The organism is Celeribacter ethanolicus, assembly GCF_001550095.1.
Classification (GTDB): domain Bacteria; phylum Pseudomonadota; class Alphaproteobacteria; order Rhodobacterales; family Rhodobacteraceae; genus Celeribacter; species Celeribacter ethanolicus.
Window position 1 is genome coordinate 47,654 of sequence record NZ_LRUC01000004.1, and the last position, 25,843, is coordinate 73,496.

Below are 25,843 nucleotides of genomic sequence, written 5' to 3' on the forward strand. Positions count from 1 at the left end.
TCATTCTGCGGCCTCCGGGGACAAGCGCCCGCGATGGCCCATGGCCTGCCGCTCGGCACAATAATCGGTGTCGGAACAGACGAACATCCGCCCGCCATCATCGTCGATGATCACCTCATCGAGATAGGTGTGCTCCGCTCCACAGAGATCGCAGGGATGGTTGGCTTTTGAGGGATCAAACGGATGATCTTCGAAATCGAGACTGACGACCTTGGTGTAAGGCGGCACGGCGTAGATGCGTTGTTCGCGCCCGGCGCCAAAGAGTTGAATCGCCGCCATTTCCATCTTCGGATTGTCGAATTTCGGGATGGGCGACGGGTCCATCACATAGTGCCCTTCGACCTTCACCGGATAGGCGTAGGAGGTGGCGATATGGCCGTGTTTCGCGATGTCCTCGTAAAGCTTCACATGCATCAGCCCGTATTCTTCGAGCGCATGCATCTTGCGCGTCTCGGTCTCGCGCGGTTCCAGAAACCGCAGCGGTTCCGGGATCGGCACCTGATAGACAAGGATCTGCCCCTCTTTGAGCGGCTCCTCGGGAATGCGGTGACGGGTCTGAATGACCGTCGCTTCGCGGGTTTTCTCGGTCACCGCGATCTCGGCGGTCTTCTCGAAAAACTTGCGGATCGAGACGGCATTGGTCGTGTCATCCGCGCCCTGGTCGATCACCTTTAGTGTATCTTCTGGCATCAAACAGGCGGCAGAGACCTGCACGCCCCCCGTCCCCCAACCGTAAGGCATCGGCATTTCGCGCGAGGCAAACGGCACCTGATAGCCCGGCACAGCAATCCCTTTGAGGATCGCGCGACGGATCATCCGTTTGGTTTGCTCGTCGAGATAGGCGAAGTTATAGTCGCTCATTCTGCCGCCTCCTTCGCACTTGCGCTCGCGATCTCCGCGCGCATTTTGCGGACCAGTTCCATCTCCGACTGGAAATCCACATAGTGTGGCAATTTGATATGTTCGAGAAATCCGGTAGCCTGAATGTTGTCACAATGATACAGGACGAATTCCTCATCATGCGCGGGAGAGTTCGAGACCTCGACGCCAAGCTCCTTCGAGCGCAGCGAGCGGTCGACCAAAGCCATGGAAATCGCCTTGCGTTCCGTCTGGCCAAAGGTCAGCCCATAGCCGCGCGTGAACTGCGGCGGCTCGACTTTCGAGCCTGCGAATTTGTTCACGGTTTCGCATTCGGTCAGCTCGACCTCTCCCACTTCGATGGCAAAGCCCAGTTCGGGGATGTCTATCTCGACCGCCACCTTGCCGATGCGCAGCTCGCCCACAAACGCATGGCTGTTGCCGTAGCCGCGCTGGGTGGAATAGGCCATCGACAGGATGAACCCCTCATCGCCACGGGTCAGCGCCTGCAACCGAAGCGCGCGGTTGGCGGGCAATTCGAGCGGTTCACGGGTCAGATCCGGCGGAGTGTCTTCCCCCTCGGCTTCGGTTTGGATCAGGCCTTCCTTATTCAAAAAAGACGTCACATGCGGGGTCGGCTCAATCCGGGGTTCAGCCTCGACGGCCTCCGGCACCTCGCCCTCCGCCATGAGTTTGAAATCCAAGAGACGATGTGTGTAATCGAAGGTCGGCCCCAAGACCTGCCCGCCCGGCACGTCCTTGAACGTCGCCGACACCCGGCGGTCGCAGGCCATCTTGTCGGTCTCCACCGGATGCGAATGGCCGATGCGCGGCAGGGTCGTTCGGTAGGCGCGAATGAGGAAAATCGCCTCAATCAGATCGCCCCGCGACTGCTTGATCGCCAGAGCGGCCAGATCGGGATCGTAAAGCGAGCCTTCGGTCATCACCCGATTGACGGCCAGCGCAAGCTGTTCGCGGATTTGCGGCACGGTGAGTTCCGCAACCGTCACATCGCCCCGGCGCTCTTCGGCGAGCCACGCGTGCGCATTGTCGATGGCGCGTTCGCCCCCTTTGACGGCAACATACATCAGTTGGCCTCCACTGTTGTGGACCGCGGCAAACCTGCGATCTGCGTGCCCGAGGTGAAATAGAAATCGAGACCCAGCGGGAAGAGCATGGCGTTCATCTGAAACGGTTCCAGCGCGGGCAAAGAGAGGCTGGCCGTGGTTTCAATCCCCGGCCCCGTGAGCTGCGCACCGTCCTGAGACAGCGCCTCCATTTCGACGATCAGCGTCGTCGACCGGTCGGGATATTCCGCCGTGCCGATGGGGAAAACTGTCACTGGCTGCAACGCATCCCAAGTGCCCAGCGCGAACATGGCTTTCGCGGGGCCGACGATGGGCGCGCCGATTTGAAAGGCGATCCAGTCGCGGATTTCCCGCGTGTCGTGCGCCCCCATCAGGCAGAGCGGGGTTTCCGGGTCGCAAAGCGTCAGCAAAAGGCTCGCCGCCGCTTCGGACACAGGCGCAGGCGCTTGGCCGCCCTTGATCCCATGCAGCGTGCCGGGGCGCGCGAGAGCCTCCAAAGCGGCGCGAAAGGCACGTGCGGCGTCTTGCGGCGGGGTCTCGAAAGCACCGATCAGACTTTGTTCACTCATCTGTCTTGCCGGCATCAGTCCTCTCCCCGGACCATCGTAAAGAAATCCACTTTCGTCGCAGCGGCTTTCGCGGCGCGTGCGCTACGGGCCGCGACCTGAGCCGCTTCCAACGGTGCCAGAACGGCCTCTCGCACCGCTTCGGCCCGCGCCCCTTGCATCAGCGCATCGACCAGCGCCGCCTGCTCCGCCTGCCGCTTGTCACGCCCTTGCGCATAGCCATGGCCGACTTCGCCCGTTGCCAGCCGCAGAGAGCATCGCGTCACAGTCATTTCGCCCAGATTGAACGGCGCGCCCGTGCCGCCCATACGCCCGCGCACCATGACACCGCCCACTTCGGGACGCCGCAGCCACTCAAAACCGGGAAGATCGGCCATCTCGACCATCCGTTCAGCCAAAAGCGCGGCGTCGGATTTGGCCAAAAGCCCCATCCACGCCTTGCGCGCCTTCTGGTCCGGGGAGAGTGCAGTTTCGGGTTTGCCCATCGCCGCCACCTTTCTCATCTAGTCTCATCTAGACAGCTTGCGGAGTTGTCTAAACTTCTATACAACTAGACAAATCATTGCCGATCCCTCGCGTCTCGGCAAGGGAAAAATCGTGAAATTTTGGTGACGAAACGCTCATGCCACGCACACCGGTCTGGAAATCCATCGCCGAAACCCTCTCCGAGGAAATCGCCAAGGGGCATTATCGCCCCGGCGACAAGCTCCCCACCGAAGCGGAGCTTTCGGCACGATTCGGAGTTAATCGCCATACGGTACGCCATGCGCTTTCCGATCTCACAGAACGCGGCATCACCCGCTCGCGGCGCGGTGCGGGCGTGTTCGTCCAGAGCGCGCCGGTGGACTATCCCATCGGCAGGCGCGTGCGATTTCATCAGAATATCCGTGCCACAGGCCGCCTGCCGCACAAGACGGTGCTGCGCATCGAAACCCGTCCCTGCGATACGAAAGAGGCCATGGCGCTCGACCTTGCTCCCGGGGCAGAGGTTCTGGTTTACGAGGGCCTGTCCCTGTCGGGCGACGCCCCCGTGGCGCATTTCATCTCGATCTTTCCCGCTGCCCGACTGCCCGGTCTCACGGAGGCCTTGCGTGAGATCAGCTCGGTCACCGCCGCACTCGCCTCCATCGGGATCGAGGATTACCTGCGGTCCGAAACCCGCGTCAGCGCCGAACGCGCCACTGCGACACAGGCTTTGCATCTTGGCCTGCGCGAAGGCGATCCGCTTCTGCGCACAGTCAGCCTCAACACCACGCCTGACGGCATCCCCATCGAACGTGGCATCACATGGTTCGCCGGAGATCACGTCACGCTCATCGTCACACCGGACTGACACACCGGACCGGCGTAACGGCCGGACTGTCATCCCGAGCGTGTCGAAACGTCATCTGCGCGATACAAAACACAGGTATTTCAACCTGAAATGGTAAAATGCCACTCTTCGTATCGCAGGTAATTCCGATGTCCGTACTTCCGCCCCTGAGCTTTTCCGGTGCATCCGTCCTGATCGACGGCGCGTTTCACGCCGCACCGCTCTCGATTGCCGAAGGGCGGATTACCCAAGGTGCCTTCCCGGAAGTGGACCTGAGCGGTTATCTGATCCTGCCCGGCATCGTCGACCTGCATGGCGACGCCTTCGAACGCCATATCGCACCACGCCCGCGCGCGCCCTTTCCCATTCGCACCGGGCTCGCCTCCGCCGCCCGGGATGCCGCGGCTCATGGTGTGACGACGGCCTGGTTCGCACAATGCTGGTCTTGGGAGGGCGGGTTGCGCGGCCCCGATTATGCCGAGGAATTGCTCGCAGAGATGCAGGCCTTCGAGGCCCATGCCCCCATCGACATCCGCCTGCAAATCCGCTGCGAAACCCATATGATCGACAGCCGTGAACGGCTTTTGTCGGCGATCCGGCAGTTTGGCGTCGATTATGTGGTGTTCAACAACCACCTGCCCGAGGCCATCGAGATCGCCAAGAAGGAGCCGCTGGAATTCGCCGCTTGGGCGAAACGCGGCGGTCGCACACCCGAACAGTTCATCAAGGTGCTGCGCGAGGCCAAGGACCGCAAACCCGAAGTGCCGCGTCACCTCTGCGCTCTAGCCAAGGCCTTCGACACACTCGGCGTGCTCTACGGCAGCCACGACGACCCCGATGCGGAAACCCGCGAGGAATTCCGCGCGCTGGGCGCGCATATCGCGGAATTCCCGATCTCGGAAAAGGCTGCCGCTGCGGCCAAGGCGATGGGCGATCCGGTCCTGATGGGCGCGCCGAACGTGGCGCGTGGCGGCTCTCAGGCAGGCAATATTTCAGCACAGAAACTGATCGAACGCGGGCTCTGCGATGCGCTGGTGTCCGATTATCACTATCCGACGCTGACCACCGCCGCCTGGACCCTTGTCGACAAGGGCGTGAAGGATCTGGCGCGGGCCTGGGCGCTGATCTCGACCAACCCGGCGCGGATCATGAAACTGAAGGATCGCGGCACGCTGAGCCCGGGCAAACGCGCCGATGTCGTGGTGATCAACGCGGAGACCCGTGAGATCGAAGTCACCATCTCCGGCGGGCGCATCGCCTATCTGAGCGGTCGGGCCGGGCAACGGCTGGCGTCTGTGGGCAGCGAGCTGCGCCTCGCCGCAGAATAGCTCACTCGTATTTTTCGAGGAAGGCTTCGGCCTCAAGCGCGCGAAAATCGCCAAGCGCCGCGCGCAGCCGGGCATGATCCCAATCCCACCAGCCGAGCGCCTGCATCCGCTCGGCAATGCCGTCCGGATAGCGCGGGCGCATCGGCGCAGAAGGCACGCCCGCGACGATCGTGTAAGGCGGCACATCCTTGGTCACCACCGCGCCGGACGCCACGATGGCCCCATTCCCGATGGTCACTTCCGGCTTGATGACCGCCCCGTGGCCAATCCATGTGTCATGGCCGATCACCGTGCGCCGCGCCGCACGGGCCTCGAAAAACGCGGCATCGTCCTCCGTGTCGTCCCAGTAATAGGACGAGCGATAGAGAAAGTGATGCAGCGAAGCGTTGCGATAGGGATGATCCGTCGGGCCGATGCGGGTGAAGGCGGCGATATTGGCGAATTTGCCAATCGTGGTGTTGGCAATATCGGAATATTGCTCGCAATAGGAGTAATCTCCGAGGCTCGAATTCAAAACCCGCGCGCCCTTGCCCACCTCGCAATAGGCTCCGAAGGTCGAATTCCGGACCTCCGCCTCTTCGTGCAGAAAGACTTCGGTCGCGCTCAGTTTCGGCATGTGTCACCTGTTGATATGTCGGATCGCCTCCGGCGGGAGTATTTCGAGCACAAAGGAAACCCGGACACAAATCCTGTTTCCACAACTCCCGTTTCCTTTGTGCCGAAAATACTCAGTCGCCCTTGATCAGCTTGCGCCGCAGCCAGCTTGAAAAGCTGTCCATCGCCATGACCAGAAGCACCACGAGAACGATATAATAGCTGACCTCTTCCCAGTCCTTCTGGGTGATCATCGCCTGAGTGAGCAGCAACCCGATGCCGCCGCCGGTGATCGCGCCGATTATGGTGGCGGAGCGGGTGTTCGATTCGAGGAAATACAGCACCTGCGAGAGAAGCACGGGCACGATTTGCGGGATCACCCCGAAGCGGTAACGCTGAAGCGGCTTGGCCCCGGTGGAGGCAACGCCTTCGATCTGTTTCTCATCGACGTTCTCTAACGCTTCGGAGAACAGCTTGCCGAAAGAACCCGTGTCGGTGAAGAGGATCGCCAAAGCGCCGGTCAGAGGACCGGGGCCGAAGGCCCGGGACAGGAGGATGGTCCAGATCAGCCCGTCGACCCCGCGCAGGAAGTCGAAGAGACGGCGTGCCGCCATGCGGATCGCCACCAGCGGCGCGAAATTGCGCGCGGCGAGGAAGGCCAGAGGCAGAGCGATGATCGCAGCCCCGAAGGTGCCGAGGAAGGCCATGAGCACGGTTTCGAACAGCGCCCATGCGGTATCGCCATGCCGCCAGATCGCATTGTTCCAGAAATCCTGCCAGGCGCCCGTCAGGTTCGAACGCGACGGGTCGATGCGCGCACCGAAAAGGATGTCTGAAATGCTGTGAGCGTAATACGGGCTTTCCAGCGTGAACCAGAACAGCTCCCAGCCGAATTCGTAAACGAAGACCTCGGTGCGGGCTTTGGTCAGCGACAGGCGCGCGGCATCGGTGGTCACCATGAGGCGCGTGTTGGAATAGGAAATCCAGTCGGGCAGCGCGGCAGGATCGAGATTGATCGTCACGCCTTCGGCCCGGCTTTGCGTCGCTTCGATCACTCCAAACCCCGGCACGTCATAGCGCACCACATCGCCCGCGATTTCGATGGTGCCACCATCGTCGAGCGTGATCGCTGTGACGTCTTCGCCGAGCCTGACCCAAGTCGGGTAATTCGTCACGTCGTAAGTCCCCTTGCGCTCTCCCTCGACCGCGACCTCGATCTCGCCGGTGCGGTTGTTGCGCTCGACATGGGTCTTGTAGCTATAGGTGTCGGACACCAGCGTCACCGCATTGTCCCACCGCATCCGACCGGCCAGCCCCGCCAGATCGAAGGCGAAGAAGATATAGACGAAATAGGCCAGTGCCACGAGTGGCAGAGCGAAGGCGAGCCTGCGCTTGCGGGCGATCAACGCCTTGGCGCGGGCGTGCATGTCAACGGGCGTGTTAGCAGCGAAGCTCATTGCGCGGCTCCTTTCAGCGGACCCGGCTTCATCGAACCATGGGTCAGGCGATTGCGCACCATTGAGGACATCTGGTCGAACACCACGATGGTCAGGAACAGGAGAATGAACACGGCGGCAGCCTCGTCGAATTTGCCCTGCCCCCAAGAGATCGCATTCTTGAGCTCATAGCCGATGCCGCCCGCACCGACGAAGCCGAGGATGGCAGAGGCGCGAATGTTGATCTCGAAGCGCAGCAAAGCATAGGAAAACCAATTTGGGGCGACCTGCGGCACAAGGCCAAGCATCATGCGCTGCGGCCATGTCGCGCCGACGGAGGCGAGCCCTTCGAGCGGTTTCTGATCGGCATTTTCGTTCACTTCGGAAAACAGCTTGCCCAGCGCGCCGACAGTGTGAAAGGCGATGGCAATGGCCGCGGGCACCGGCCCACCACCCAGAACGAAGATCAGCACAAGCGCGATCACGATCTCCGGGATCGCCCGCATCAGGTCCATCACCCGGCGAAACAGCGGAATGAGACGCGGCCAGGGCGCAAGGCCGTGCGTCGAGAGCAGCGACAGCACAATCGCCCCGCAGGCGCCGGTGAGCGTCGCCACGGCGGCGATATTGATGGTCTCGATCAGCGCCGGGATCGCATCGCGCAGATGCCCCGGCAGGTTCGCGCGTTTCTGCCAGGCTTCGGCGACCACATCGGCAGGAAAATCGAAAATATGCGGCAGACCGGGCAGGAAGCCACCCGCATTTCGGTCATTGGCGATGCCGAACCCGCTTGCCAGCAGAAGGACGAAAACCAGAAGCATGATGCCACCATAAAGGCGGCGCTGACGGGTGAGCGCCATGTAATGGGCGCGGGTCGCGTCCAGCGTGTTGGCGGTGAGATCGGCCATGTTCGGAAGTCCTTCGGGAAAAGACCCCGCGCCAAAAGCGCAGGGTCCAATGTCAGATCGGCTTAGTTCGACGCGGCGAGACGGGCGGCGACGATGGAGGTGTAAGCCTCATGGGTGATCGGGTCGAAACCGAGGCTCTCACCGGCGGCCACACCATAGGCGCAATCCGGGTCCACTTCGTTCAGACCGTCGACCAGAGCGGTCATCGTCGCCTTGACATCGGCGGGCAGTGCCTTGCGCAGCACGACCGGACCTTCCGGGATCGGCTTGGAACGCCAGATTTCCACGAGATCGTTCATGTCGACGAGACCGGCATCCACAGCCTTGCGCAGCGCACCGGAATTGTACCCGTCTTCCCAGGCACCCTGACCGTCGGCCCAGGTCACACCGGCGTCGATGTCGCCATTGTTCACCGCAACAATGGTCTGTTCGTGACCGCCGGTGAATTTCACTTCACCGAAATACTGACCGGATTCCATGGTGATACCGTCTTTGTACTGCGGGATCTCGACGGAGGGGATCAGATAGCCGGAGGTGGAGTTCGGATCGCCGAAGCCGAAAGATTTGCCAGCCATGTCGTCGAGCGAGGTGATACCGCTGTCCTTGCGAGCAAAGCCGATGGAATGATAGCCGTAGGTGCCATCGAGGTTGATCTTCACCAGAACCGGTTCAACAGCTTCCGGATCCTGAATGTAGACACCGGCGTAGGAAGAGGCGCCGAGCCAGGCCATGTCGATGGTGCCGCCCAGAAGGCCCTGCATCACACCGTTGTAGTCGGCCGGAGCAAAAAGTTTCACCGGAACGCCCAGAGCCTCTTCGGCATAGGCGCGCAGGCATTCGTTGGAATTCAGACGGTCCTGAGCGTTTTCGCCGCCCAGCAGACCGATGTTGAATTCCTTGATCTCCTGAGCCTGAGCGGCACCGACGAGCGCGGTGGTAGTCAGAACGGCAGCAAGCAGTTTTTTCATCATTCTCTCCAGTTGATGGACCCGCATGAGTTCGGTTAGTGCGGGTGAAAGGGTCAGACAGTAACCTTTGCGAGACGGCGCTCGACCGCCTCGACATCCTCGTGATCACGGATTTCGGTCGAGGTGGCGGCCTCCGAAAAATCGGCCCCCGCCCCGTAGATGTCGCGCGCAACGCCTGTGGTGAGCTGGGCGGGTGTGCCGTCGAACACCACGCGCCCGTCGCGCATACCGATGATGCGGTCGCAATAGCGCCGCGCGGTGTCGAGCGTGTGAAGGTTCGCGATCACCATGCGTCCGTCCTCGTCATGGATGCGTCTGAGCGCCTCCATCACGGTCTGGGCATTCATCGGATCAAGCGAGGCGATGGGTTCGTCGGCAAGGATCACCTTGGGGTCCTGCATCAGCGCGCGGGCAATGGCGACGCGCTGTTGCTGACCGCCGGAAAGGGCTTCGGCGCGTTTCTCGGCATGTTCGGAAATGCCAAGGCGACCGAGAATGTCGATCGCCTTGTGAATATCCTCTTCGGGATAGAGATTGAACATGGTCGCCAGAGTGGAGCGACGACCCAGCGTGCCATGCAGCACGTTGGACACCACATCCATGCGCGGCACGAGGTTGAACTGTTGAAAGATCATCGCGCAATCGGATTGCCACTGACGCTTCTCCGCCCCCTTGAGCGACAGCACATTGCGCCCCTCGAACAGCAATTCGCCCTCGGAGGCATCGGTCAGCCGGTTCATCATCCGCAGGAAGGTCGATTTCCCCGCCCCGGAGCGCCCGATAATACCGATCATCATCGACCGGTCGATCTGAAAGCTGACCTTGTCCACGGCCGCTTTGGTGCCGAACCGTTTCGTCAGGCTCTTCACTTCGAGCATATCCGCCCCCTCTTTTTCGCTGGCGGCGATAAAGCACAGGGAGTGCATCCCTTCTGTGACGCGTGGGAAAAAGATTTGTGACAGGGGACGAGGCGTCGTCCGTTACAAGACACGCGACAATCGCCCGCGCAAGACTTGTGCACAATTCCCACGGACCTGTGGGTTGCCCCATCGCAATGGCCTTGTATGTTGGCGCGACAAATTGCCCCCTCAGGACCCCACCCCTTGCCCGATCTGCCCGCCCCGAAACGCCTGTTGCTCATCCTCATGACGCTGATGATCGGCGCGGCTGCGGGCACCGGATTCTATCTGGCACATATGCCGTTGCCCTGGATGCTCGGGCCGATGCTGGTGATCTTCGTCTTCGTGATGGCGGGCGCGCCGCTGGAAGCCCCGAACCAGCTCCGCCCCATCGTCATCCCGGTGATCGGCGTCATGCTCGGATCGAGCTTCGACACCGACACCTTCCAGAACCTCAGCCGCTGGGCGCTCTCGCTGGCGGGGCTCTCGGTCTATATCGCGCTGTCCGCGGCCCTCGTCGTACCCTTCTACATCAAGGTCGGCCGTCTCGACCCGATCACCGCGTTTTTCTCCGCCATGCCCGGCGGGCTCAACGAGATGACCGTGATCGGTGGCGCTCTGGGGGGCGACGAAAAACGGATCATTCTGGCCCATGCCGGTCGGATCGTGGTCACGATCTCGATCATCGCGCTCTATTTCCGGGTGTTCCTCGGCTACGAGGTCACGGGCATTACGCTGAACCACGACGGGCCAGAGATCACACTCATGAGTGCTGCGATTCTTCTGGCCTGCGCCGTGGTGGGCGCCTGGGGCGGCGCCAAACTGCGCCTGCCTGCGCCGGGACTGCTGGGACCGATGATCCTGTCGGGCGCGGCGCATATGACCGGGCTGACCCATTCCTCGCCCCCCGCCCTTCTGGTGATTGCCGCACAGGTGATCCTTGGCACCTCCATGGGCTGTCGCTTTCGCGGTGCGCGCCCCGCGCTGGTGTTCGGCACACTAGCGCTGACGCTGGGCGGCACGCTCGTGACCATGGCCCTGTCCCTCGGCTTTGCGGTCGGGTTGCATCAGCTCTTCGGCCAGACCACGGAGCAGGTCCTGCTCGCCTATGCCCCGGGGGGCCTGACGGAGATGTCGCTCGTCGCCCTCGCGATGCATGCCGAGGTGGCCTATATCTCGCTTCACCATCTGGTGCGGATCGTCATTCTCGTGGCCATCGCGCCGACGCTTTTGTCCCGCATCGCCGGGCGTCTCGGCTATTGAACCCACAGGCCGGTCACCCCGCCCTGCGCTTGACTCAGCCTGAGCTGTGTGAGACCAACGCAACACTGTAAAAGCCGGACGGAACTGTGCAAAAACACGTCACCTCTCCGGCACATGACAGGTAGGTTGGGTTTGAACACACTCGCGATCACATGCATCCGGGACGAGGGGCCTTGGCTTCTCGACTGGATCGCCCATCACAGGGCCGCCGGGTTCTCGCATTTCCTCATCGCTTCGCATGATCTTTCGGACCGCTCGGATGCCCTGCTGGATGCGCTCGACCAGGCTGGCGTCGTCACTCATTTGTCGTTTCAGCCCGACGGCGAGAAATCCGTTCAATGGCAGGCGATGAAACTCCTGTCCAAACATCCGCTCTACAAGGCCGCCGATCTGGCGATGTTTTTCGACGTCGACGAATATCTGGTACTTGAGGACGGACTGAGCCTCGACGCTCTCCTGCCCGAGGGGTTCGATGCCGTGCCGCTGCGTTGGCATCTCTTCGGCAACAGCGGCATCGGCTCTTGGGACGACCGCCCCGTCACCGAACGTTTCACCATGTCCGCCCCCGACGAGATCGCCCTGCCGCTGGCGCATTTCTTTAAGACGCTCCACCGCCCCGCGGCCTTCAAGGGACTTGGTGTGCATCGTCCGAAACCGCTCAAGGACCGGCCCGCGCGCTGGATTGGGGCCAATGGCAAAGCGATGCCAGAGGCCTTTGCCGAGCAAAGCGCAAGGATCAATCTTTTCGGCCTGCCACAGGATGGCGCGCGCGCCTGGCTCAACCACTATTCCGTGCGTTCCATCGAGGAATTCGTGCTGAAATCCGCGCGCGGCCTGCCCAATCACATGCTCAAACCGATCGGCCCCGGCTATTGGGCCGAACGCAATTTCAACAGCGAGGAAGACCGTCGCATTGCCGCCATGCGCCCCGGGGCCGAAGCCGCACACGCCGAGTTGGCCGCTTTCGAAGCGCTCCATGCCGACACCGTCGCGCATCACCGCGCCCGGCTGAAAACCCTGACCGCAGAGCGTCCGGTGGTCGAGATGATGTGGCAGTTGACACTTCTGGCCGGCTCCACCCCACCGGGACCAACGCAGCTCGCGGCCCATCTCGCCCGCCTCAAGGCCCTCGCGCAGGATCATTGAGCCGCCATGGAACGCCCGACACAGGTCACCTTCCATATCGGCGTGCAATTCAGCACAGGCCGCGACATTCTCCTGAGCGCCAAGGCGAATGCGAATCTGTTGCGCGCCCGCGACATTTCCCTGCCGCCCATCCGAAAGGCCCGCAAGATCATCGACGAGACACTCAGACGTCTCGACGGCATGCCGCCAATCCCGGAGGAGCAGGACGCTTTGTTCGCAGAACTGACCGACCCCGGCAAGGTGGCGCATCTGGTGCTGGACGACGACCTGCGCGCCGGCTCCTTGCGCGATCTCTTCACCGGGCCCGTGCTTTACAACGGCATCGAGAGCCGTATCGCACCGGTCGCCGAGCTGTTTTCGAATACGTCGTTCCGGCTCTCTCTGGCGCTGATCAATCCGGTGGTTTTCCTGGATCGCGCCCTTGCCTCGGGGAACGCGATCCGCACGGTCCGGAGCTTTGTCGAAGCCACCGATCCCGCACGGCTGAGCTGGCGCGAGATGGTGCAGCGTCTGCGCCACACCATGCCGGAGGTGCCACTGACGCTCTGGTGCGACGAAGATGCACCGCTGATCTGGCCGCGGGTCTTGCGCCACCTTTTCGCGCTGCCACAAGATGCGAAGCTGGAGGCCCGGCTCCAGCCGCTTAAACCGTTGCTCGAACCGGAGGGTCTCACGCGGCTTCGTGCCTATCTGGCGAAATTTCCGCCGGAGACCGATGCTCAGTATGAGCGGGTCATCCTGTTGTTTCTCGACAAATACGGCATCGAAGACGCACTGTCGCCGCGCTGTGACATTCCCGGCTGGGACAGCGCCAGGATCGCGGAGGTCACGGCGCGTTACGAGGACGACATTGCTGCGCTGGCGCAGGACGAGGGCATCACCCTGATCCTGCCGGACACGCCACTCGCCTGAGCGACGCGACTTTTAGCGCGCGGCCTCGGCTGCGGCGCGGATCGCGCGGATGTTCTCGCCGTAAGGTACCGGGTTGATCACGGAACCACCCTTGAACACGGCAGAGCCCGCCACCAGCGCATCGGCCCCCGCCGCCGCCATCAGCGGGGCGGTGGTCGGGTCGATGCCGCCGTCGATCTCGATATGGATCGGGCGATCGCCGATCATGGCGCGCAGTTCCTTCACCTTGTCGATCTGGGAATGGATGAATTTCTGACCGCCGAACCCGGGGTTCACCGTCATCACACAGATCAGATCGACCATGTCGAGCAGGTACTCGACACTCTCGGCGGGCGTGCCCGGGTTGAGCGCGACACCGGCTTTCATCCCCGCGCCCCGGATCGCCTGAAGTGTGCGGTGGATATGCGGTCCGGCCTCGACATGGGCGGTGAGAATATCGGCACCCGCATCGGCAAAGGCGTCGATATAGGGATCGACAGGGGCGATCATCAGGTGCACGTCCATCACCGTCTTGATATGCGGGCGGATCGCCTTGCACATCGCCGGGCCGAAGGTCAGGTTCGGCACGAAATGCCCGTCCATGACATCGACATGGATCCAATCCGCGCCATGCGCCTCGACGGCCTGAATTTCACGTCCGAAATCGGCGAAATCGGCGGCGAGGATGGAGGGCGCGATCTTGATGGAACGGTCAAAGCTCTGGGCGGTCATCTTGCGAATCCTTGGTCTTTGCGGGGTTGGCCTGCTCTATCCGATGCGCCGCGCGCTGTCACGCGCTCGCGACTGCCCCAGAATGTGGCAAATCGCACCCGACGTCACGTATTTCTGTCCTTATTTATGTCCTTGCTCCATATAAAATGTGAGAATCAGCCGTTTTCCTATGGTAAGCTGTGCACATGCTCACGACGTCATTGCATCAGGCCGACATTCTGTCCAAAGGGGAAGACTACCACTTTTCCCGAAGCGTTCTCTCAAGGACGCGACCGAAAGCCTTACACGATCAGGACTATTACGAACTGTTCTGGCTCCACAACGGGCGGGCGCGTCTGGTGACGGAGGCCACGCGTCTGGCGTTGAGCGAGGGCGATCTGGTGTTCATATCTCCCGGCCTGCCCCACGCGCTTCAGGGACAGGGCGAAGAAAGCCATATCGTCAACCTCATCCTGCGGCGCAAACGGGTTCGGGAGCTGGTCGAACGCTTCCCCGAAGTGAGCCAATATTTCCCCGGCGCCGGCGCCATCCCCGTACAGGTGCGCCGCGACATTCGCCAGATGGCCCAGCTTTCGACCGCCGCCAAGGCGCTGGAGGCCTCGCCCCGAACCGCGCTTTTCCTCGAAGCCTTCCTGCTGCCGCTGATCGCCGGACTGGCGCTCGAAGCCAGAGAGACGACCGAAGCCATGCCGCTCTGGCTGTCCGACGCGCTTGTGCGGGTCGAGGAGCCTGCGGTATTCCGCGACGGCGCCGCCGGGCTCGTCGCGCAATGCGGCAAGGCCCATGCCCATGTCGCCCGCACGATGCAGAATTGCCTCGGCCAGACGCCCTCCGATTATGTCAACCGGTTGCGCATGGACTATGCCGCGCGTCGTCTCAAGGGCACCCCCGACAGCCTGGCGGAAATCGCCACCGACATCGGCCTGCAGAACATGAGCCATTTCCATCGGCTGTTCCGGGCGCGGTTCGGCATGACGCCGCGGCAATATCGAGTGAAATATCAAAAAGGCGTGGTGCAACCGGTTTGACCGATTGGTCAATGATTGCCAAGGCGCGTCGTCCGTGCGAGCTTGCGCCCAAGTGAAAACGGAGCTTTTCGATGAGCACGACCGACCTATCCGTCCCCACCGCCGGTGCGGACACCGAAACCGCTCATCTGCCGCAGGTCCACGAACCGCGCAATCCCGGCATGGAGCTGGACCTCGACATCGTCGAACGCCAGCGGGTGAACACCTCCGCTGTCGAGCGGCGCTGTGCCACCCTGCCCGGACGTCGGTCAGTGAAAAAAGACCACCAAGCCGCGTGGCTGTTGAAAGCGATCACCATGATCGACCTCACAACGCTGGCGGGCGACGACACGGCGGGCCGCGTGCGGCGTCTTTGCGCCAAGGCCGCCCATCCGGTGCGCGCCGATCTCTTGGACGCCATGGGCATGCCTGCGATCACGACGGGCGCTGTCTGTGTCTATCACGATATGGTCGAAACGGCGGTCGAGGCGCTGGACGGCACGGGAATCCCGGTTGCAGCGGTCTCGACCGGTTTCCCGGCGGGGCTCTCGCCCTATCACTTGCGGGTCAAGGAGATTGAGGAAAGCGTCAAAGCGGGGGCGAAGGAGATCGACATCGTGATCTCGCGGCGTCACGTTTTGACCGGCAACTGGCAGGCGCTTTACAACGAGATGCGCGAGTTCCGCGCCACCTGCGGTGAGGCGCATGTGAAGGCCATTCTGGCCACCGGCGAGCTGGGGTCTTTGCGCAATGTCGCGAAAGCCTCGCAAGTTTGCATGATGGCCGGCGCGGATTTCATCAAGACCTCGACCGGCAAGGAAAGCGTCAATGCCACCCTGCCTGTTTCGCTCGTGATGATCCGGGCCGTGCGCGACTATTACGCCCGCACCGGCTATCGCATCGGCTACAAACCGGCGGGCGGGATTTCCAAGGCGAAGGATGCCCTCGTCTACCTGTCGCTGATCAAGGAAGAGCTGGGCGATCACTGGCTCTCGCCGCATCTGTTCCGCTTCGGCGCGTCGTCTTTGTTGGGCGACATTGAGCGGCAGTTGGAACACCATGTGACCGGGCAGTACTCGGCCTCTTGGCGACATTCTATCGGGTGAGGTCGGACATGAGTATTTTTGCCAAGAAGAAGCAGGGGCGCGGGCAATGAGCGTGAAAGAGATTTTCGACACGATGGACTATGGCACGGCGCCCGAAAGTGCGGCGGAGGCTCTGGCCTGGCTGGTGGATGGTGGTGATCGGTTCGGGTTGTTCATTGGTGGCAAGATGACGGATCCGGGCGCGGTGTTCGAGGCGAAGAACCCGGCCACAGGCGAGGTTCTGGCGCATCTCACACAGGCGACCGAGGCCGATGTGGAGGCGGCTGTCACCGCCGCGCGCAAGGCGCAGAGCAAATGGGCGAAGGACAGCAAAGCGCGCGCCAAGGTGCTTTATGCGTTGGCGCGTCTGGTGCAGAAACACGCGCGTTTGTTCGCCGTGTTGGAGACCTTGGATAACGGCAAACCGATCCGCGAAAGCCGCGACATCGACGTGGCTCTGGTGGCGCGGCATTTCTATTACCACGCGGGCATGGCCCAGCTCATGGACGAGGAACTGCCGGGGCGTGAGGCGCTTGGCGTCTGCGGCCAGATCATCCCGTGGAATTTCCCGCTTTTGATGCTGGCGTGGAAGGTCGCGCCCGCGATTGCAATGGGCAACACGGTGGTGTTGAAACCGGCGGAATATACCTCGCTGACCGCGCTTTTGTTTGCGCAGATTTGCCAAGAGGCCGGTGTGCCGAAGGGCGTCGTCAACATCGTGACCGGCGACGGCGCAGTGGGCGAGATGATCGTGACGCATCCGGGCGTGGACAAAATTGCCTTCACCGGATCGACCGCCGTGGGGCGGCGCATTCGCGAGGCGACGGCCGGGTCTGGCAAATCGCTGACGCTCGAATTGGGTGGCAAATCGCCCTACATCGTTTTTGAGGATGCCGACATCGACAGCGCTATCGAAGGGCTGGTCGATGCGATTTTCTTCAATCAGGGGCAGGTCTGCTGCGCCGGATCGCGTTTGCTCGTTCAGGAAGGCATTGCCGAGGATTTCCATGCCCGCCTTGTGGCGCGCATGGCCAATCTGCGCATCGGCAATCCTTTGGACAAGAGCATTGATGTGGGGGCCATCGTCGATCCCGTACAGCTCGCGCGGATCGAAAGCCTCGTGGCCAAGGGCGGCGCGGAAGGCACCGTGCATCAACCCGTGAAGGCGCCGGAAGGCTGTTTCTACCCGCCGACTTTGGTGTCGGGGCTGGAGCCCTCGTCGCTCTTGATGCAGGAAGAAATCTTTGGGCCGGTGCTCGTCTCCACCACCTTCCGCACGCCCGCCGAGGCGGTGCAGGTGGCGAACAACACGCGCTATGGCTTGGCGGCCTCGGTCTGGACCGAAAACGTCAATCTGGCGTTGGATATTGCGCCGAAACTGGTCGCGGGTGTCGTCTGGGTCAACGGGTCGAACATGTTCGATGCCGCGGCCGGATTTGGCGGTGTGCGCGAGAGCGGTTTTGGCCGCGAAGGTGGTTGGGAAGGGCTGATGGCCTACACCAAACCTGCGGGCAAAGCCACGCTGGTGAAGCCCGCAAAGGCGCATATGAAGCCGGATGACGTCGAGGTTCTCGGCCTTGATCGCACCGCAAAGCTCTACATCGGCGGCAAACAGGCGCGGCCGGATGGCGGCTATTCTCAGGCGATCTACTCGCCCAAAGGCAAACTGTTGGGCCATAGCTCGATTGCCAGCCGCAAGGACATTCGCAACGCCGTCGAGGCCGCACAAGGCGCCAAAGGCTGGGCCAAAGCGACCGCCCACAACCGCGCGCAGGTGCTGTATTTCATCGGCGAAAATCTCTCGGCCCGCGCCGATGAATTCGCCACGCGCATCCGCGATCTGACGGGTACGACCGAAGCGAAAGCACAGGCCGAAGTGGCGGAGGCGATCGACACGCTCTTCACCTATGCCGCGTGGTGCGACAAGTTGGACGGGGCCGCGAAACCTGTGCCGATGCGCGGCGTAGCTTTGGCGATGAACGAACCCGTCGGCGTGATCGGCGCGTTCTGTGACGACCGGCCTCTTGCCGGACTGATCGAGGTGATCGCGCCTGCGATTGCCATGGGCAACCGGGTGATTGCCGTGGCCTCCGAGGCCTATCCTTTGGCCGCGACGGATTTCTATCAGGTGCTCGACACCTCCGACGTGCCCGCAGGTGTAGTCAACATCCTGACCGGGTCGCACGCGGAGCTGGCGAAAACCATGGCCGGGCATATGGATGTCGAGGCGGTGTGGAGTTTTTCCTCCGCCGAAATTTCCGCTGTGATCGAGAAAGAGAGCGCCGGGAACCTGAAACGCACCTGGGTCAACAACGGGCTGAGCCGGGCATATCCGGCGCGGGACTGGTTGGCGCAGGCGACCGAGGTCAAGACGATCTGGGTGCCTTACGGGGAATAAGGAAAGAGGCCGCAAGGCCCCTTTTTACATCCACCCAATCCAGCGCGGCGTTTTCTCGGAATAGCGCCGCCAATCGGCATTCTGGCCCAGCACCACCTCTTCGGAGCGCACCTGCATCACCGCAGAGGCGGTCATGATCGCGGCGGCCACCGCCATGGGAAGACCCACGAGCGGTGTCAAAAACCAACTGAACGCGATTTGCCCGACAAAGACCGGATTGCGCGACAGGCGAAACGGGCAGCCGGTGACGATCTCGCCGATCGCGCCCTCCTTGGTGCCGATACGCCAGGAGCGGCCCATACAGGCCTGCGCATAGAGCGCGAAAGCGGCAGAGACAGCCGCAGGCACGATCCAGATCGGCGCGCCGCCTGCCCGTGTCACCACAGGCCAAAGCACAAGGATCGCAAACGCGATGCGAAAGCCCCAAGCCGCCCCGGCTTGGCCGGCGTCAAACAGCCAAAGCTTTTGCCCGCTGCGTCGCGCCAGCGCCGCCGTCAGCGCCAGAAACCCGGCTACATAGCCCGCGCTCACCAGCCAGGCGACAAAACTCACCTGCGGAACCAGCGTTTGACCTTGTCCACCGCGCTGTCCTTTTTCTCGTCGGCCAACTCGAGAACGTCCTCCACATCCTCGACCAGCGGCTCGATGGTGCGTTCGCGGAACTGCTGCCACATGCGGTAGATCGTGATCAGGAAAACAGCAATGAGCGTCAGGATGATGATATTCGTCCAGGGAATGATCGTCGTATCCGGCCCGGACACCGGTTTGATCCCGACGGCATTCGGGAAGATCGACAACACCTGCGAGCGCCAGCCGTAATGGGTCACCGAAACCCACGCGGGCGCGTTCTTGGTCGAGATGGCATCGCTCGCCTCGGTCGCAAGATTGGCCGTGTCGAATTTGAAATAGGGCGGCCAGCCCCAGCCGGTGTCCTCGTTGCGATAAACGATGGTCTTGCCGGAGGGGCGCACCGCCTGGATGAATTGCACGTCGCGGCTCTGCATCGTCGCCGTGCCATTGTCCGGTCCCTGCCAGAAGATCGAGGTCCAGCCGGAAATATCCTGCCGTTCCTGATAGGTGTTCACAATCCGCACGATGTCATGCTGCGGCAGGGTGTAATGGAAGAACCCTCCGACAAAGAGCACGATCAGGGCGATCAGGGTCCATTTCACATAGCGCATCGCGGGGCCTCACATAGAATTCGTCACGTAGAAGATCGCGGCAAAGACGACCAGGGGCAGGATATAGACCAGCAGCAAGAGCTTTGGCCGGAAGGAGCGTTCATACTCCCGCATCCCCTCCTCCACATAATCCTCGCGCGCGCCAATGGAACCCTCTTTCTCCCAATCGTCTTCGAGACGCTCGCGGGTGAGCGAGCGCAGGTAGATGCCCAAAAGCATGTAGAGCGCCGTCAGGAGGACGAGGCCAATCACGAGAAAACGCAGGAATCCCAACATGGTTTGGCCTCAGGACTGAAACACACCGCCCATTCTAGCGGCGTTGCGGCACAAGTGCGAGGTGGTTTCATGTCCCACATGCCCTCTTGTTTTGAGCTTCCGCCCCCATTCTTCCCCTTGCCCGACTCCCGAAGAGCGGTTTTGCTATCGGCACAGCATTCATCGGAGGGGTCCCATGACATTCACAAGCAAACTTCTGGCGGGCACGGCGCTCGCTCTGAGCCTCGGCACTGCCGCCATGGCCGACGAGGTGAGCGACACGCTCAACAGCGCGCTCAAGGCCTATGAGGAGGGCGACGTCACCTACGCGCTCGAAGAACTCGATTACGCCAAGCAACTGATGCAGGAGATGAAGACCGGCGAACTTTCGGCCTTCCTCCCCGCAGCCCCCGAGGGCTGGACGGCCGAAAATGATGCCGACACCACCGCGGGCTTTGCCATGATGGGTGGCGGCACGGCGGCGGCGAAACGCTATTTCAAGGAAACGGGCGAGGAGTTCACCATCACCATCGTGGTCGACAGCCCGATGATTGGCATGATGGGCGGCATGATCCAGAATGCCGGCGCCATGGGAATGAAGACCGTGCGCGTCGGGCGTGAGAAATTCCTCGACAACGAGGGCGATCTTTCGGCCCTGATTGAGGGCCGCGTTCTGGTCCAGGCCTCGGGCGAACCGCGCGAGGTGGTTCTGCCGCTGCTGGAGAGCATCGACTATCGCGAGCTGGGCCGGTTCGGCTACTGAGCGCGAGACACAAAAAGAGGGGCACTGGCCCCTCTTTTCATTCTGAAACTCTGAAAGCTCACATCCCGGCGCGGATCACATCGCCCAGACGGGCGATGCCCTCTTCGATCTTCGCGGCGGGCGACATCGAGAAATTGAGCCGGAGCGTGTTGGTGTGCGAGCCATCGGCATAAAACGCGCCACCGGGCACGAACGCGACCTTGGCCTCAAGCGCTCTGACCAGAAGCTCCGCCCCCCCCATGCCCTTGGGCAGGGTGACCCAGACGAACATGCCGCCCTCGGGACGCGTCCACTCCACCCCCTCGGGCATGTGCCGGTCGAGCGCCGCCAGCATGGCGTTCAACCGCGCACCGTACACCTCGCGCAGAGTCGCGACATGCGCGTCGAACACGCCACGCGCCACCTCGTTCACGGCGATCTGGTTGATCGTAGCGGTCTGAAGATCGGCGGCCTGCTTGGTCAGCACCATCTGCTGAATGACCGGTTTCGCCGCCACCGCCCAGCCGACCCGAAGCCCCGGCGCCAGCGTTTTCGAGAACGAGCCGAGATAGATCGTGCGGCACTCCTCAATATCCCCCTTCTCTTCGATCTCCAGCGCGAGCATCGGTTTGACCTCCGCCCCCGTATAGCGCAGCTCCTGATAGGCCGCGTCCTCGATCACTGCACAGCCCAGCGCCTCGGCACGTTTGAGCACCGTGCGGCGCTGATCCTCGGTCAGGGTCACGCCGGTCGGGTTGGCGAAATCGGACGACAGGTAGACGAATTTCACCTGCCCGCCTGCGGCCTCCGCATCGGCGGTGATGTCTTCGATCGGACGGTTGGCCTGCGGATCGAACCGGTCATAGCGCGGCTCATAGGCGTTGAACGCCCCCAAGGCCCCCATATAGGTCGGCCAAGCGACCAGAGCCGTGTCGTTCGGATCGAGAAACAGCTTGCCGAGGTAGTCGAGCGCCTGTTGCGACCCGGCGGTGATCAGGATGTTGTCGCGGGTACAGCTCACGCCATGACGCCCCATATAGTCGACGATCCAGTCGCGCAGCGGCGTATAGCCTTCGGAGGTCGAATATTGCAGCGCAATGCCCGCCGCCTGTTCGCTCGTCGCCTTGAGCATCGCCTGTTCAAACGCCACACGCGGGAAATAGGCCGGGTCGGGGATACCGCCCGCAAAGGAAATGATATCCGGCTGATCCAGAAGCTTGAGAAGCTCGCGGATCTCGGAAGCCTTCATTTTCTGGGTGCGTTTGGCAAAAAGCGTGTTCAGGCGCGCGGGCGAATTCTGCGACAGACTCATTTTCTTCTCCATTCAGGGCTCCCGTCTCGCGCTTTTCGACGTTTAAGTCAACAAAGCTGACGTGACACTCCAAGCACAGCCCCCTTTACAAAAATGATACAAAACCGTCACCCTGGCGACATTTCCTTTCGTCAAACCCCGCGCGTGTGCAATGACGAGGGACACAACATGAAAAAGCATCTGCTGCTGGCTGCCTCTGCGCTCGCGATCACCGCGACCGGGGCCAATGCCGAACTGAATTTCAACCGCATCGCCGCTTTCGCCACCCCGGACAACATGGCCGAGGGCGAAGACCGCGCGCGCGAGACCTCCGCCGAGATCATCGGCGCCTCCGCGGATGGCATGACGCTGGTCTATACTGACAGCCCGCTGGGCGTCGTGGGCCTGATCGACATCACCGACCCGAAAAACCCGCAGCCGAAAGGCAATGTGGATGTCGCTGGCGAACCGACATCCGTGACCGTGATCGGCAACACCGCCTTTGTCGCGGTGAACACCTCTGAGAGCTATGTCGAACCCTCGGGCAAACTCCTGTCCGTCGATCTGGCCACCGGCGAGATCACCGGGGAATGCGATCTTGGCGGTCAGCCGGATTCCACCGCGCATAATGACGAGGGCACCATGGTTGCCATCGCGATCGAAAACGAACGCGACGAGGATGCAGGTGACGGTCGTGTCGGCCAGCTTCCGGCCGGCTACATGGTCACTGTTGGCGTGAAAGACGAAGCGCTGACCTGCGACAGCCTGAAGAAAATCGACGTCACCGGCCTGGCAGAGATCGCGCCGGAAGATCCGGAGCCGGAATTCGTGGACATCAACGCCTTGGGCGAGATGGCCGTCACGATGCAGGAAAACAACCACATCGTGGTGATGGACAAAGACGGCAATGTGACCGCGCATTTCTCCGCCGGTGCTGTCGATCTCGACAACATCGACGCCACCGACGAACGTGCAGCGCTTTTGTTCACCGAAAGCCAGCCGGGACGTCTTCGTGAACCCGATGGGCTTCAGTGGACCGACAACGACCACATCATGATCGCCAACGAGGGCGACATGGATGGAGGTTCGCGCTCCGTTACCGTGTTCAACAAGGACGGCACGCTGGTCTGGGAATCGGGCGCGGCATTCGAGTATCCGATCATTCAAGCCGGTCACTACCCGGACAAACGCTCCGATGCCAAAGGCGTGGAACCCGAGGGCATGGAAGTCGCCACCTTCGGCGATGTGACCTATGCCTTCATCCTCTCCGAGCGCTCCTCCACCGTTTCCGTCTATGACGTGACCGACGCAGAGAACCCAGTGTTCAAGCAACTCCTGCCCTCCGGCATTTCGCCCGAAGGCGCGATTGCGATCCCCGAACGCGGGCTTCTGGCCACCGCGAACGAGCTCGACCTCATCGAAGACGGCGGCACCCGTGCCCATGTCATGCTCTATGAACTGCAGGACGCCCCCGCCGCCTACCCGACGCTGACGTCAGAAGGCATGGACGAGATCACCGGCTGGGGTGCGAACTCCGGCATGGTCGCGGATGAGGACGGCATGATCTACGCCGTGAACGACAGCTTCTACGGCTATCAACCGACCATCTTCAAAATCGACCCGACGCAGACGCCCGCGAAGATCGTCGACGCGATCCGCGTGGTGCGCACCAATGGCGATGCCGCGCAGAAGCTCGACATGGAAGGCATCACGCTCGATGGCGAAGGTGGGTTCTGGGTCGCGTCCGAAGGCCGCACCGACCGTGTGACCCCACACGCGATCTATCACATCGGCGCAGACGGTGAGATTGACGAGGAAATCGGCTTGCCCGCCGAACTTCTCAATAACGAGACGCGCTTCGGCTTCGAAGGCATCACCAAGGTCGGCGACACGCTTTGGATGGCGGTTCAGCGCGAATGGAAAGACGATCCGAAAAACACCGTGAAACTCGTGGCCTATAACATCGAGAGCGGTGAATGGGGGGCTGTGCGCTATGAGAAAGCCGCGCCGGACACCGGTTGGACCGGCCTTTCCGAGATCGTCGCGCATGGCGACTGGTTCTACGTCATCGAACGCGACAACCAGATCGGTGCGGCGGCCAAGATCAAAAAAATCTACCGCATCCCGGCCTCTGAAATGGTTCCGGCTCCGCTGGGCGGCGACCTCCCCGTCGTGTCCAAGGAAGAGGTGCGCGATCTGATCCCCGATCTGAAATCCTGGAATGGCTATGTGGTCGACAAGGTCGAAGGCCTCGCGATCACCAAAGATGGCGAAATCTTCGTCTCCACCGACAATGACGGCGTGGACGACAGCTCGGGCGAGACCTTCTTCTGGTCCATCGGCAAAGTCGAATAAACGACGTCTCTAAAGTACGGAAACGCCCGCCAAATCGGCGGGCGTTTTTATGTGAGTATTTTTGCCAAGAAAAAGAGCGGAACGGGGGCTCAGACCTCGACTGTCCGTTCGCCTTCGATCACCTTGGTGGCGACCGTGTTCGGCCCGGCAATCTCGATCCGGCGCGGTTTCAGGGCTTCGGGCACTTCGCGTTTCAGGTCGATGTGCAGCATACCGTTTTCATGCGACGCGCCAGTGACTTTGACATGTTCGGCCAAGGTAAAGCGGCGCTCGAAGGCGCGGGTGGCGATGCCGCGATGAAGATAGGTCTTGCCCTTATCTTCCTCGCTGTCGGATTTGCGGGCAGAGACGATCAGAGCGTTTTCGCGTTGCTCGATGGCGATGTCTTCGGTCGAGAACCCGGCGACGGCGAGCGATATGCGCCACGCATCCTCAGCGGTTTTCTCGATGTTATAGGGCGGGTAGCTGGGCTGGCTGACGTCTTGGGCCAAAACCCGGTCCATCAGATCGGCGATCTGATCAAAACCGACGGTGGCGCGGTACAGCGGGGCAAGGTCAAAATTACGCATGGGTATCCTCCATTGAGCGATTCCAGAGTGAGGGCCTTCCGCGTTGCGGACAGGCGATATGCCGGACCCTGTTCAGGCATCCGACATCAAAGATCTGGGCATGGAGAGAGGCGGTTTCAAGGGGCTTATTGCCCGAGCACACCCACGGCGAATTCGGTATTGGTGAGGGCGGGCATGGGGCCGGCGTCGACCTTTTTGAAGGTGCTCTGGCCATTAGACGCCATTTGCAGAAGATCGGCCAGAGCGCCATCGAGAGAGGTGCCGACCGACACGCGTTCGCCCCGGAAATTCGCCTTGGCGGAGACCACGGACACGATGCGCGGCGTGGCGCCGGTCATGTCGAAGATCGGCGCGCCGGAGGAGCCGAAATCCACTTCGCAGGAGGTCACAAGCACACCGCCCTGACGCGCCATCACATGGCAGACCTCCTGAAGAGACGGACTTTCGGCGCGATCATGAGCGTAGGAGACAACCCCCACTTCCTGACCTTTTTCGGGGCGCACGGAGGTTGGGAAAGGGCGCACGGCGCTGTTGCGCACGGGCTGGGACAATTCGATCAGAGCCACGTCATTGACCAGCCGGTCATGCAAATCCCCACTGTTAAGTGAAAAACCCGGATGGACATAAATCGCCTTGGCGTCGCGGTAGGCCTGCGCCTGACCATTGCGCCAACCGGCCTTAAAGGTCACGTCTGCGGGCTTGTGGGGCTGTTTCGAATAGATGTCATACATGCAATGCGCGGCCGTCAGAACGAGGCTCTCGGTGATCAGCGTTCCGGTGCAGAAACTGCGGCCTGCAAAATCCAGCCTCCCGACCGCTTCCCAACCTTTGCTGTCGTCGCCCGTGCGGAAGGTTTTCAGGACACTGTCCGCTTGCGCCGTCCCGCCCAGCAGGATCAGGAATAAAATCGTCAGAAGTTTCTTCATGTCAGCCTCGTCAGCCCCTCTATCCACCCAGTTCAGCGCTAAAGG

General features: G+C 61.8%; 26 protein-coding genes. 10 read left to right on the plus strand and 16 right to left on the minus strand.

Annotated elements, in window-relative coordinates; translation table 11 throughout:
* Genes NH195_RS01295 through phnG form a run of 4 tightly spaced genes read right to left on the minus strand, consistent with a single transcriptional unit; the run spans position 1 to position 2,997 of the window.
* Positions 1-861, minus strand: coding sequence for an alpha-D-ribose 1-methylphosphonate 5-phosphate C-P-lyase PhnJ (locus NH195_RS01295; protein WP_066701881.1), 861 nt, complete (start codon positions 859-861; stop codon positions 1-3).
* Positions 858-1,946 carry a carbon-phosphorus lyase complex subunit gene (locus tag NH195_RS01300; RefSeq protein ID WP_066701883.1) on the minus strand — a complete coding sequence of 363 codons (1,089 nt, stop codon included), beginning with the start codon at positions 1,944-1,946 and terminating at the stop codon, positions 858-860. Before NH195_RS01300 ends, NH195_RS01295 begins: the two co-directional genes overlap by 4 nt.
* Positions 1,946-2,515 (minus strand): phosphonate C-P lyase system protein PhnH, encoded by a 570-nt coding sequence (phnH, locus tag NH195_RS01305; protein ID WP_066702181.1) that lies wholly within the window; start codon positions 2,513-2,515, stop codon positions 1,946-1,948. Before phnH ends, NH195_RS01300 begins: the two co-directional genes overlap by 1 nt.
* 14 nt (positions 2,516-2,529) lie before the next feature.
* Complete coding sequence (gene phnG, locus NH195_RS01310) at positions 2,530-2,997, minus strand: phosphonate C-P lyase system protein PhnG (RefSeq protein ID WP_066702183.1); 468 nt, start codon at positions 2,995-2,997, stop codon at positions 2,530-2,532.
* A gap of 137 nt (positions 2,998-3,134) precedes the next feature.
* Between phnG and phnF the strand changes: the two genes are divergently transcribed.
* A complete protein-coding gene (gene phnF / locus NH195_RS01315; protein ID WP_066701886.1) occupies positions 3,135-3,845 on the plus strand; it encodes a phosphonate metabolism transcriptional regulator PhnF in 711 nt (236 codons plus the stop codon).
* A 128-nt stretch (positions 3,846-3,973) separates the two neighbouring features.
* A complete protein-coding gene (locus NH195_RS01320) occupies positions 3,974-5,152 on the plus strand; it encodes an alpha-D-ribose 1-methylphosphonate 5-triphosphate diphosphatase (RefSeq protein WP_066701887.1) in 1,179 nt (392 codons plus the stop codon).
* A gap of 1 nt (position 5,153) precedes the next feature.
* On the opposite strand, the gene NH195_RS01325 is transcribed toward NH195_RS01320, so the two are convergent.
* The 5 genes from NH195_RS01325 to phnC all read right to left on the minus strand — a co-directional run bounded on the left by NH195_RS01325 (position 5,154) and on the right by phnC (position 9,936).
* Positions 5,154-5,768, minus strand: a complete 615-nt coding sequence (locus NH195_RS01325) for an LbetaH domain-containing protein (RefSeq protein WP_066701889.1) — start codon at positions 5,766-5,768, stop codon at positions 5,154-5,156.
* A gap of 112 nt (positions 5,769-5,880) precedes the next feature.
* Positions 5,881-7,203: a phosphonate ABC transporter, permease protein PhnE gene (phnE, locus tag NH195_RS01330; protein ID WP_081423729.1), complete on the minus strand. Its 1,323-nt coding sequence runs from the start codon at positions 7,201-7,203 to the stop codon at positions 5,881-5,883.
* The gene (gene phnE, locus NH195_RS01335) at positions 7,200-8,090 is read right to left on the minus strand and encodes a phosphonate ABC transporter, permease protein PhnE (RefSeq protein WP_066701892.1); all 891 of its coding nucleotides are present in this window, start codon (positions 8,088-8,090) and stop codon (positions 7,200-7,202) included. The genes phnE (NH195_RS01330) and phnE (NH195_RS01335) overlap by 4 nt, the downstream gene beginning before the upstream one ends.
* A 62-nt stretch (positions 8,091-8,152) precedes the next feature.
* Positions 8,153-9,058 carry a phosphonate ABC transporter substrate-binding protein gene (phnD, locus tag NH195_RS01340; protein WP_066701898.1) on the minus strand — a complete coding sequence of 302 codons (906 nt, stop codon included), beginning with the start codon at positions 9,056-9,058 and terminating at the stop codon, positions 8,153-8,155.
* A 53-nt stretch (positions 9,059-9,111) separates the two neighbouring features.
* Complete coding sequence (gene phnC, locus NH195_RS01345) at positions 9,112-9,936, minus strand: phosphonate ABC transporter ATP-binding protein (RefSeq protein ID WP_066701904.1); 825 nt, start codon at positions 9,934-9,936, stop codon at positions 9,112-9,114.
* 225 nt (positions 9,937-10,161) lie between these two features.
* On the opposite strand from phnC, the gene NH195_RS01350 reads away from it, so the two are divergent.
* From NH195_RS01350 to NH195_RS01360, 3 genes are all read left to right on the plus strand, one after another.
* Positions 10,162-11,220 carry an AbrB family transcriptional regulator gene (locus NH195_RS01350; RefSeq protein ID WP_238379672.1) on the plus strand — a complete coding sequence of 353 codons (1,059 nt, stop codon included), beginning with the start codon at positions 10,162-10,164 and terminating at the stop codon, positions 11,218-11,220.
* 114 nt (positions 11,221-11,334) lie between these two features.
* Positions 11,335-12,366, plus strand: coding sequence for a glycosyltransferase family 2 protein (locus NH195_RS01355; RefSeq protein WP_081423730.1), 1,032 nt, complete (start codon positions 11,335-11,337; stop codon positions 12,364-12,366).
* 6 nt (positions 12,367-12,372) lie between these two features.
* Entirely contained in the window at positions 12,373-13,278 is a 906-nt protein-coding gene (locus NH195_RS01360) for a hypothetical protein (protein ID WP_066701909.1), read from the plus strand.
* 12 nt (positions 13,279-13,290) lie between these two features.
* Here NH195_RS01360 and rpe read toward each other — a convergent pair whose 3' ends face one another.
* Positions 13,291-13,989, minus strand: a complete 699-nt coding sequence (gene rpe, locus NH195_RS01365; RefSeq protein ID WP_066701911.1) for a ribulose-phosphate 3-epimerase — start codon at positions 13,987-13,989, stop codon at positions 13,291-13,293.
* Between the two features lie 185 nt (positions 13,990-14,174).
* Between rpe and NH195_RS01370 the strand changes: the two genes are divergently transcribed.
* The 3 genes from NH195_RS01370 (at position 14,175) to NH195_RS01380 (ending at position 18,479) form a co-directional block, all read left to right on the plus strand.
* A complete protein-coding gene (locus tag NH195_RS01370; protein WP_081423731.1) occupies positions 14,175-15,017 on the plus strand; it encodes a helix-turn-helix domain-containing protein in 843 nt (280 codons plus the stop codon).
* Positions 15,018-15,088: 71 nt separating this feature from the next.
* On the plus strand, positions 15,089-16,102 hold the full coding sequence (deoC, locus tag NH195_RS01375) for a deoxyribose-phosphate aldolase (protein WP_066701913.1): 1,014 nt from the start codon (positions 15,089-15,091) through the stop codon (positions 16,100-16,102).
* 46 nt (positions 16,103-16,148) lie between these two features.
* Complete coding sequence (locus NH195_RS01380; protein ID WP_066701915.1) at positions 16,149-18,479, plus strand: aldehyde dehydrogenase family protein; 2,331 nt, start codon at positions 16,149-16,151, stop codon at positions 18,477-18,479.
* 24 nt (positions 18,480-18,503) lie between these two features.
* Here NH195_RS01380 and NH195_RS01385 read toward each other — a convergent pair whose 3' ends face one another.
* Genes NH195_RS01385 through NH195_RS01395 form a run of 3 tightly spaced genes read right to left on the minus strand, consistent with a single transcriptional unit; the run spans position 18,504 to position 19,936 of the window.
* Entirely contained in the window at positions 18,504-19,031 is a 528-nt protein-coding gene (locus NH195_RS01385; RefSeq protein WP_066701918.1) for a methyltransferase family protein, read from the minus strand.
* On the minus strand, positions 19,028-19,660 hold the full coding sequence (locus NH195_RS01390; protein WP_066701921.1) for a DUF1523 family protein: 633 nt from the start codon (positions 19,658-19,660) through the stop codon (positions 19,028-19,030). The genes NH195_RS01385 and NH195_RS01390 overlap by 4 nt, the downstream gene beginning before the upstream one ends.
* A gap of 9 nt (positions 19,661-19,669) precedes the next feature.
* Positions 19,670-19,936 (minus strand): hypothetical protein, encoded by a 267-nt coding sequence (locus tag NH195_RS01395; protein ID WP_066701925.1) that lies wholly within the window; start codon positions 19,934-19,936, stop codon positions 19,670-19,672.
* A 175-nt stretch (positions 19,937-20,111) separates the two neighbouring features.
* On the opposite strand from NH195_RS01395, the gene NH195_RS01400 reads away from it, so the two are divergent.
* Entirely contained in the window at positions 20,112-20,678 is a 567-nt protein-coding gene (locus NH195_RS01400) for a hypothetical protein (RefSeq protein WP_066701927.1), read from the plus strand.
* A gap of 58 nt (positions 20,679-20,736) precedes the next feature.
* On the opposite strand, the gene NH195_RS01405 is transcribed toward NH195_RS01400, so the two are convergent.
* On the minus strand, positions 20,737-21,981 hold the full coding sequence (locus NH195_RS01405; RefSeq protein WP_238379673.1) for an aminotransferase-like domain-containing protein: 1,245 nt from the start codon (positions 21,979-21,981) through the stop codon (positions 20,737-20,739).
* A gap of 156 nt (positions 21,982-22,137) precedes the next feature.
* Between NH195_RS01405 and NH195_RS01410 the strand changes: the two genes are divergently transcribed.
* A complete protein-coding gene (locus tag NH195_RS01410; protein WP_066701929.1) occupies positions 22,138-24,303 on the plus strand; it encodes an esterase-like activity of phytase family protein in 2,166 nt (721 codons plus the stop codon).
* An 89-nt stretch (positions 24,304-24,392) separates the two neighbouring features.
* Here the strand turns inward: NH195_RS01410 and NH195_RS01415 are convergent, their stop codons facing one another.
* The gene (locus tag NH195_RS01415; RefSeq protein WP_066701932.1) at positions 24,393-24,872 is read right to left on the minus strand and encodes an Hsp20 family protein; all 480 of its coding nucleotides are present in this window, start codon (positions 24,870-24,872) and stop codon (positions 24,393-24,395) included.
* Between the two features lie 125 nt (positions 24,873-24,997).
* Positions 24,998-25,798, minus strand: a complete 801-nt coding sequence (locus NH195_RS01420; RefSeq protein WP_066701934.1) for a trypsin-like serine peptidase — start codon at positions 25,796-25,798, stop codon at positions 24,998-25,000.
* Positions 25,799-25,843: the final 45 nt, after the last annotated feature.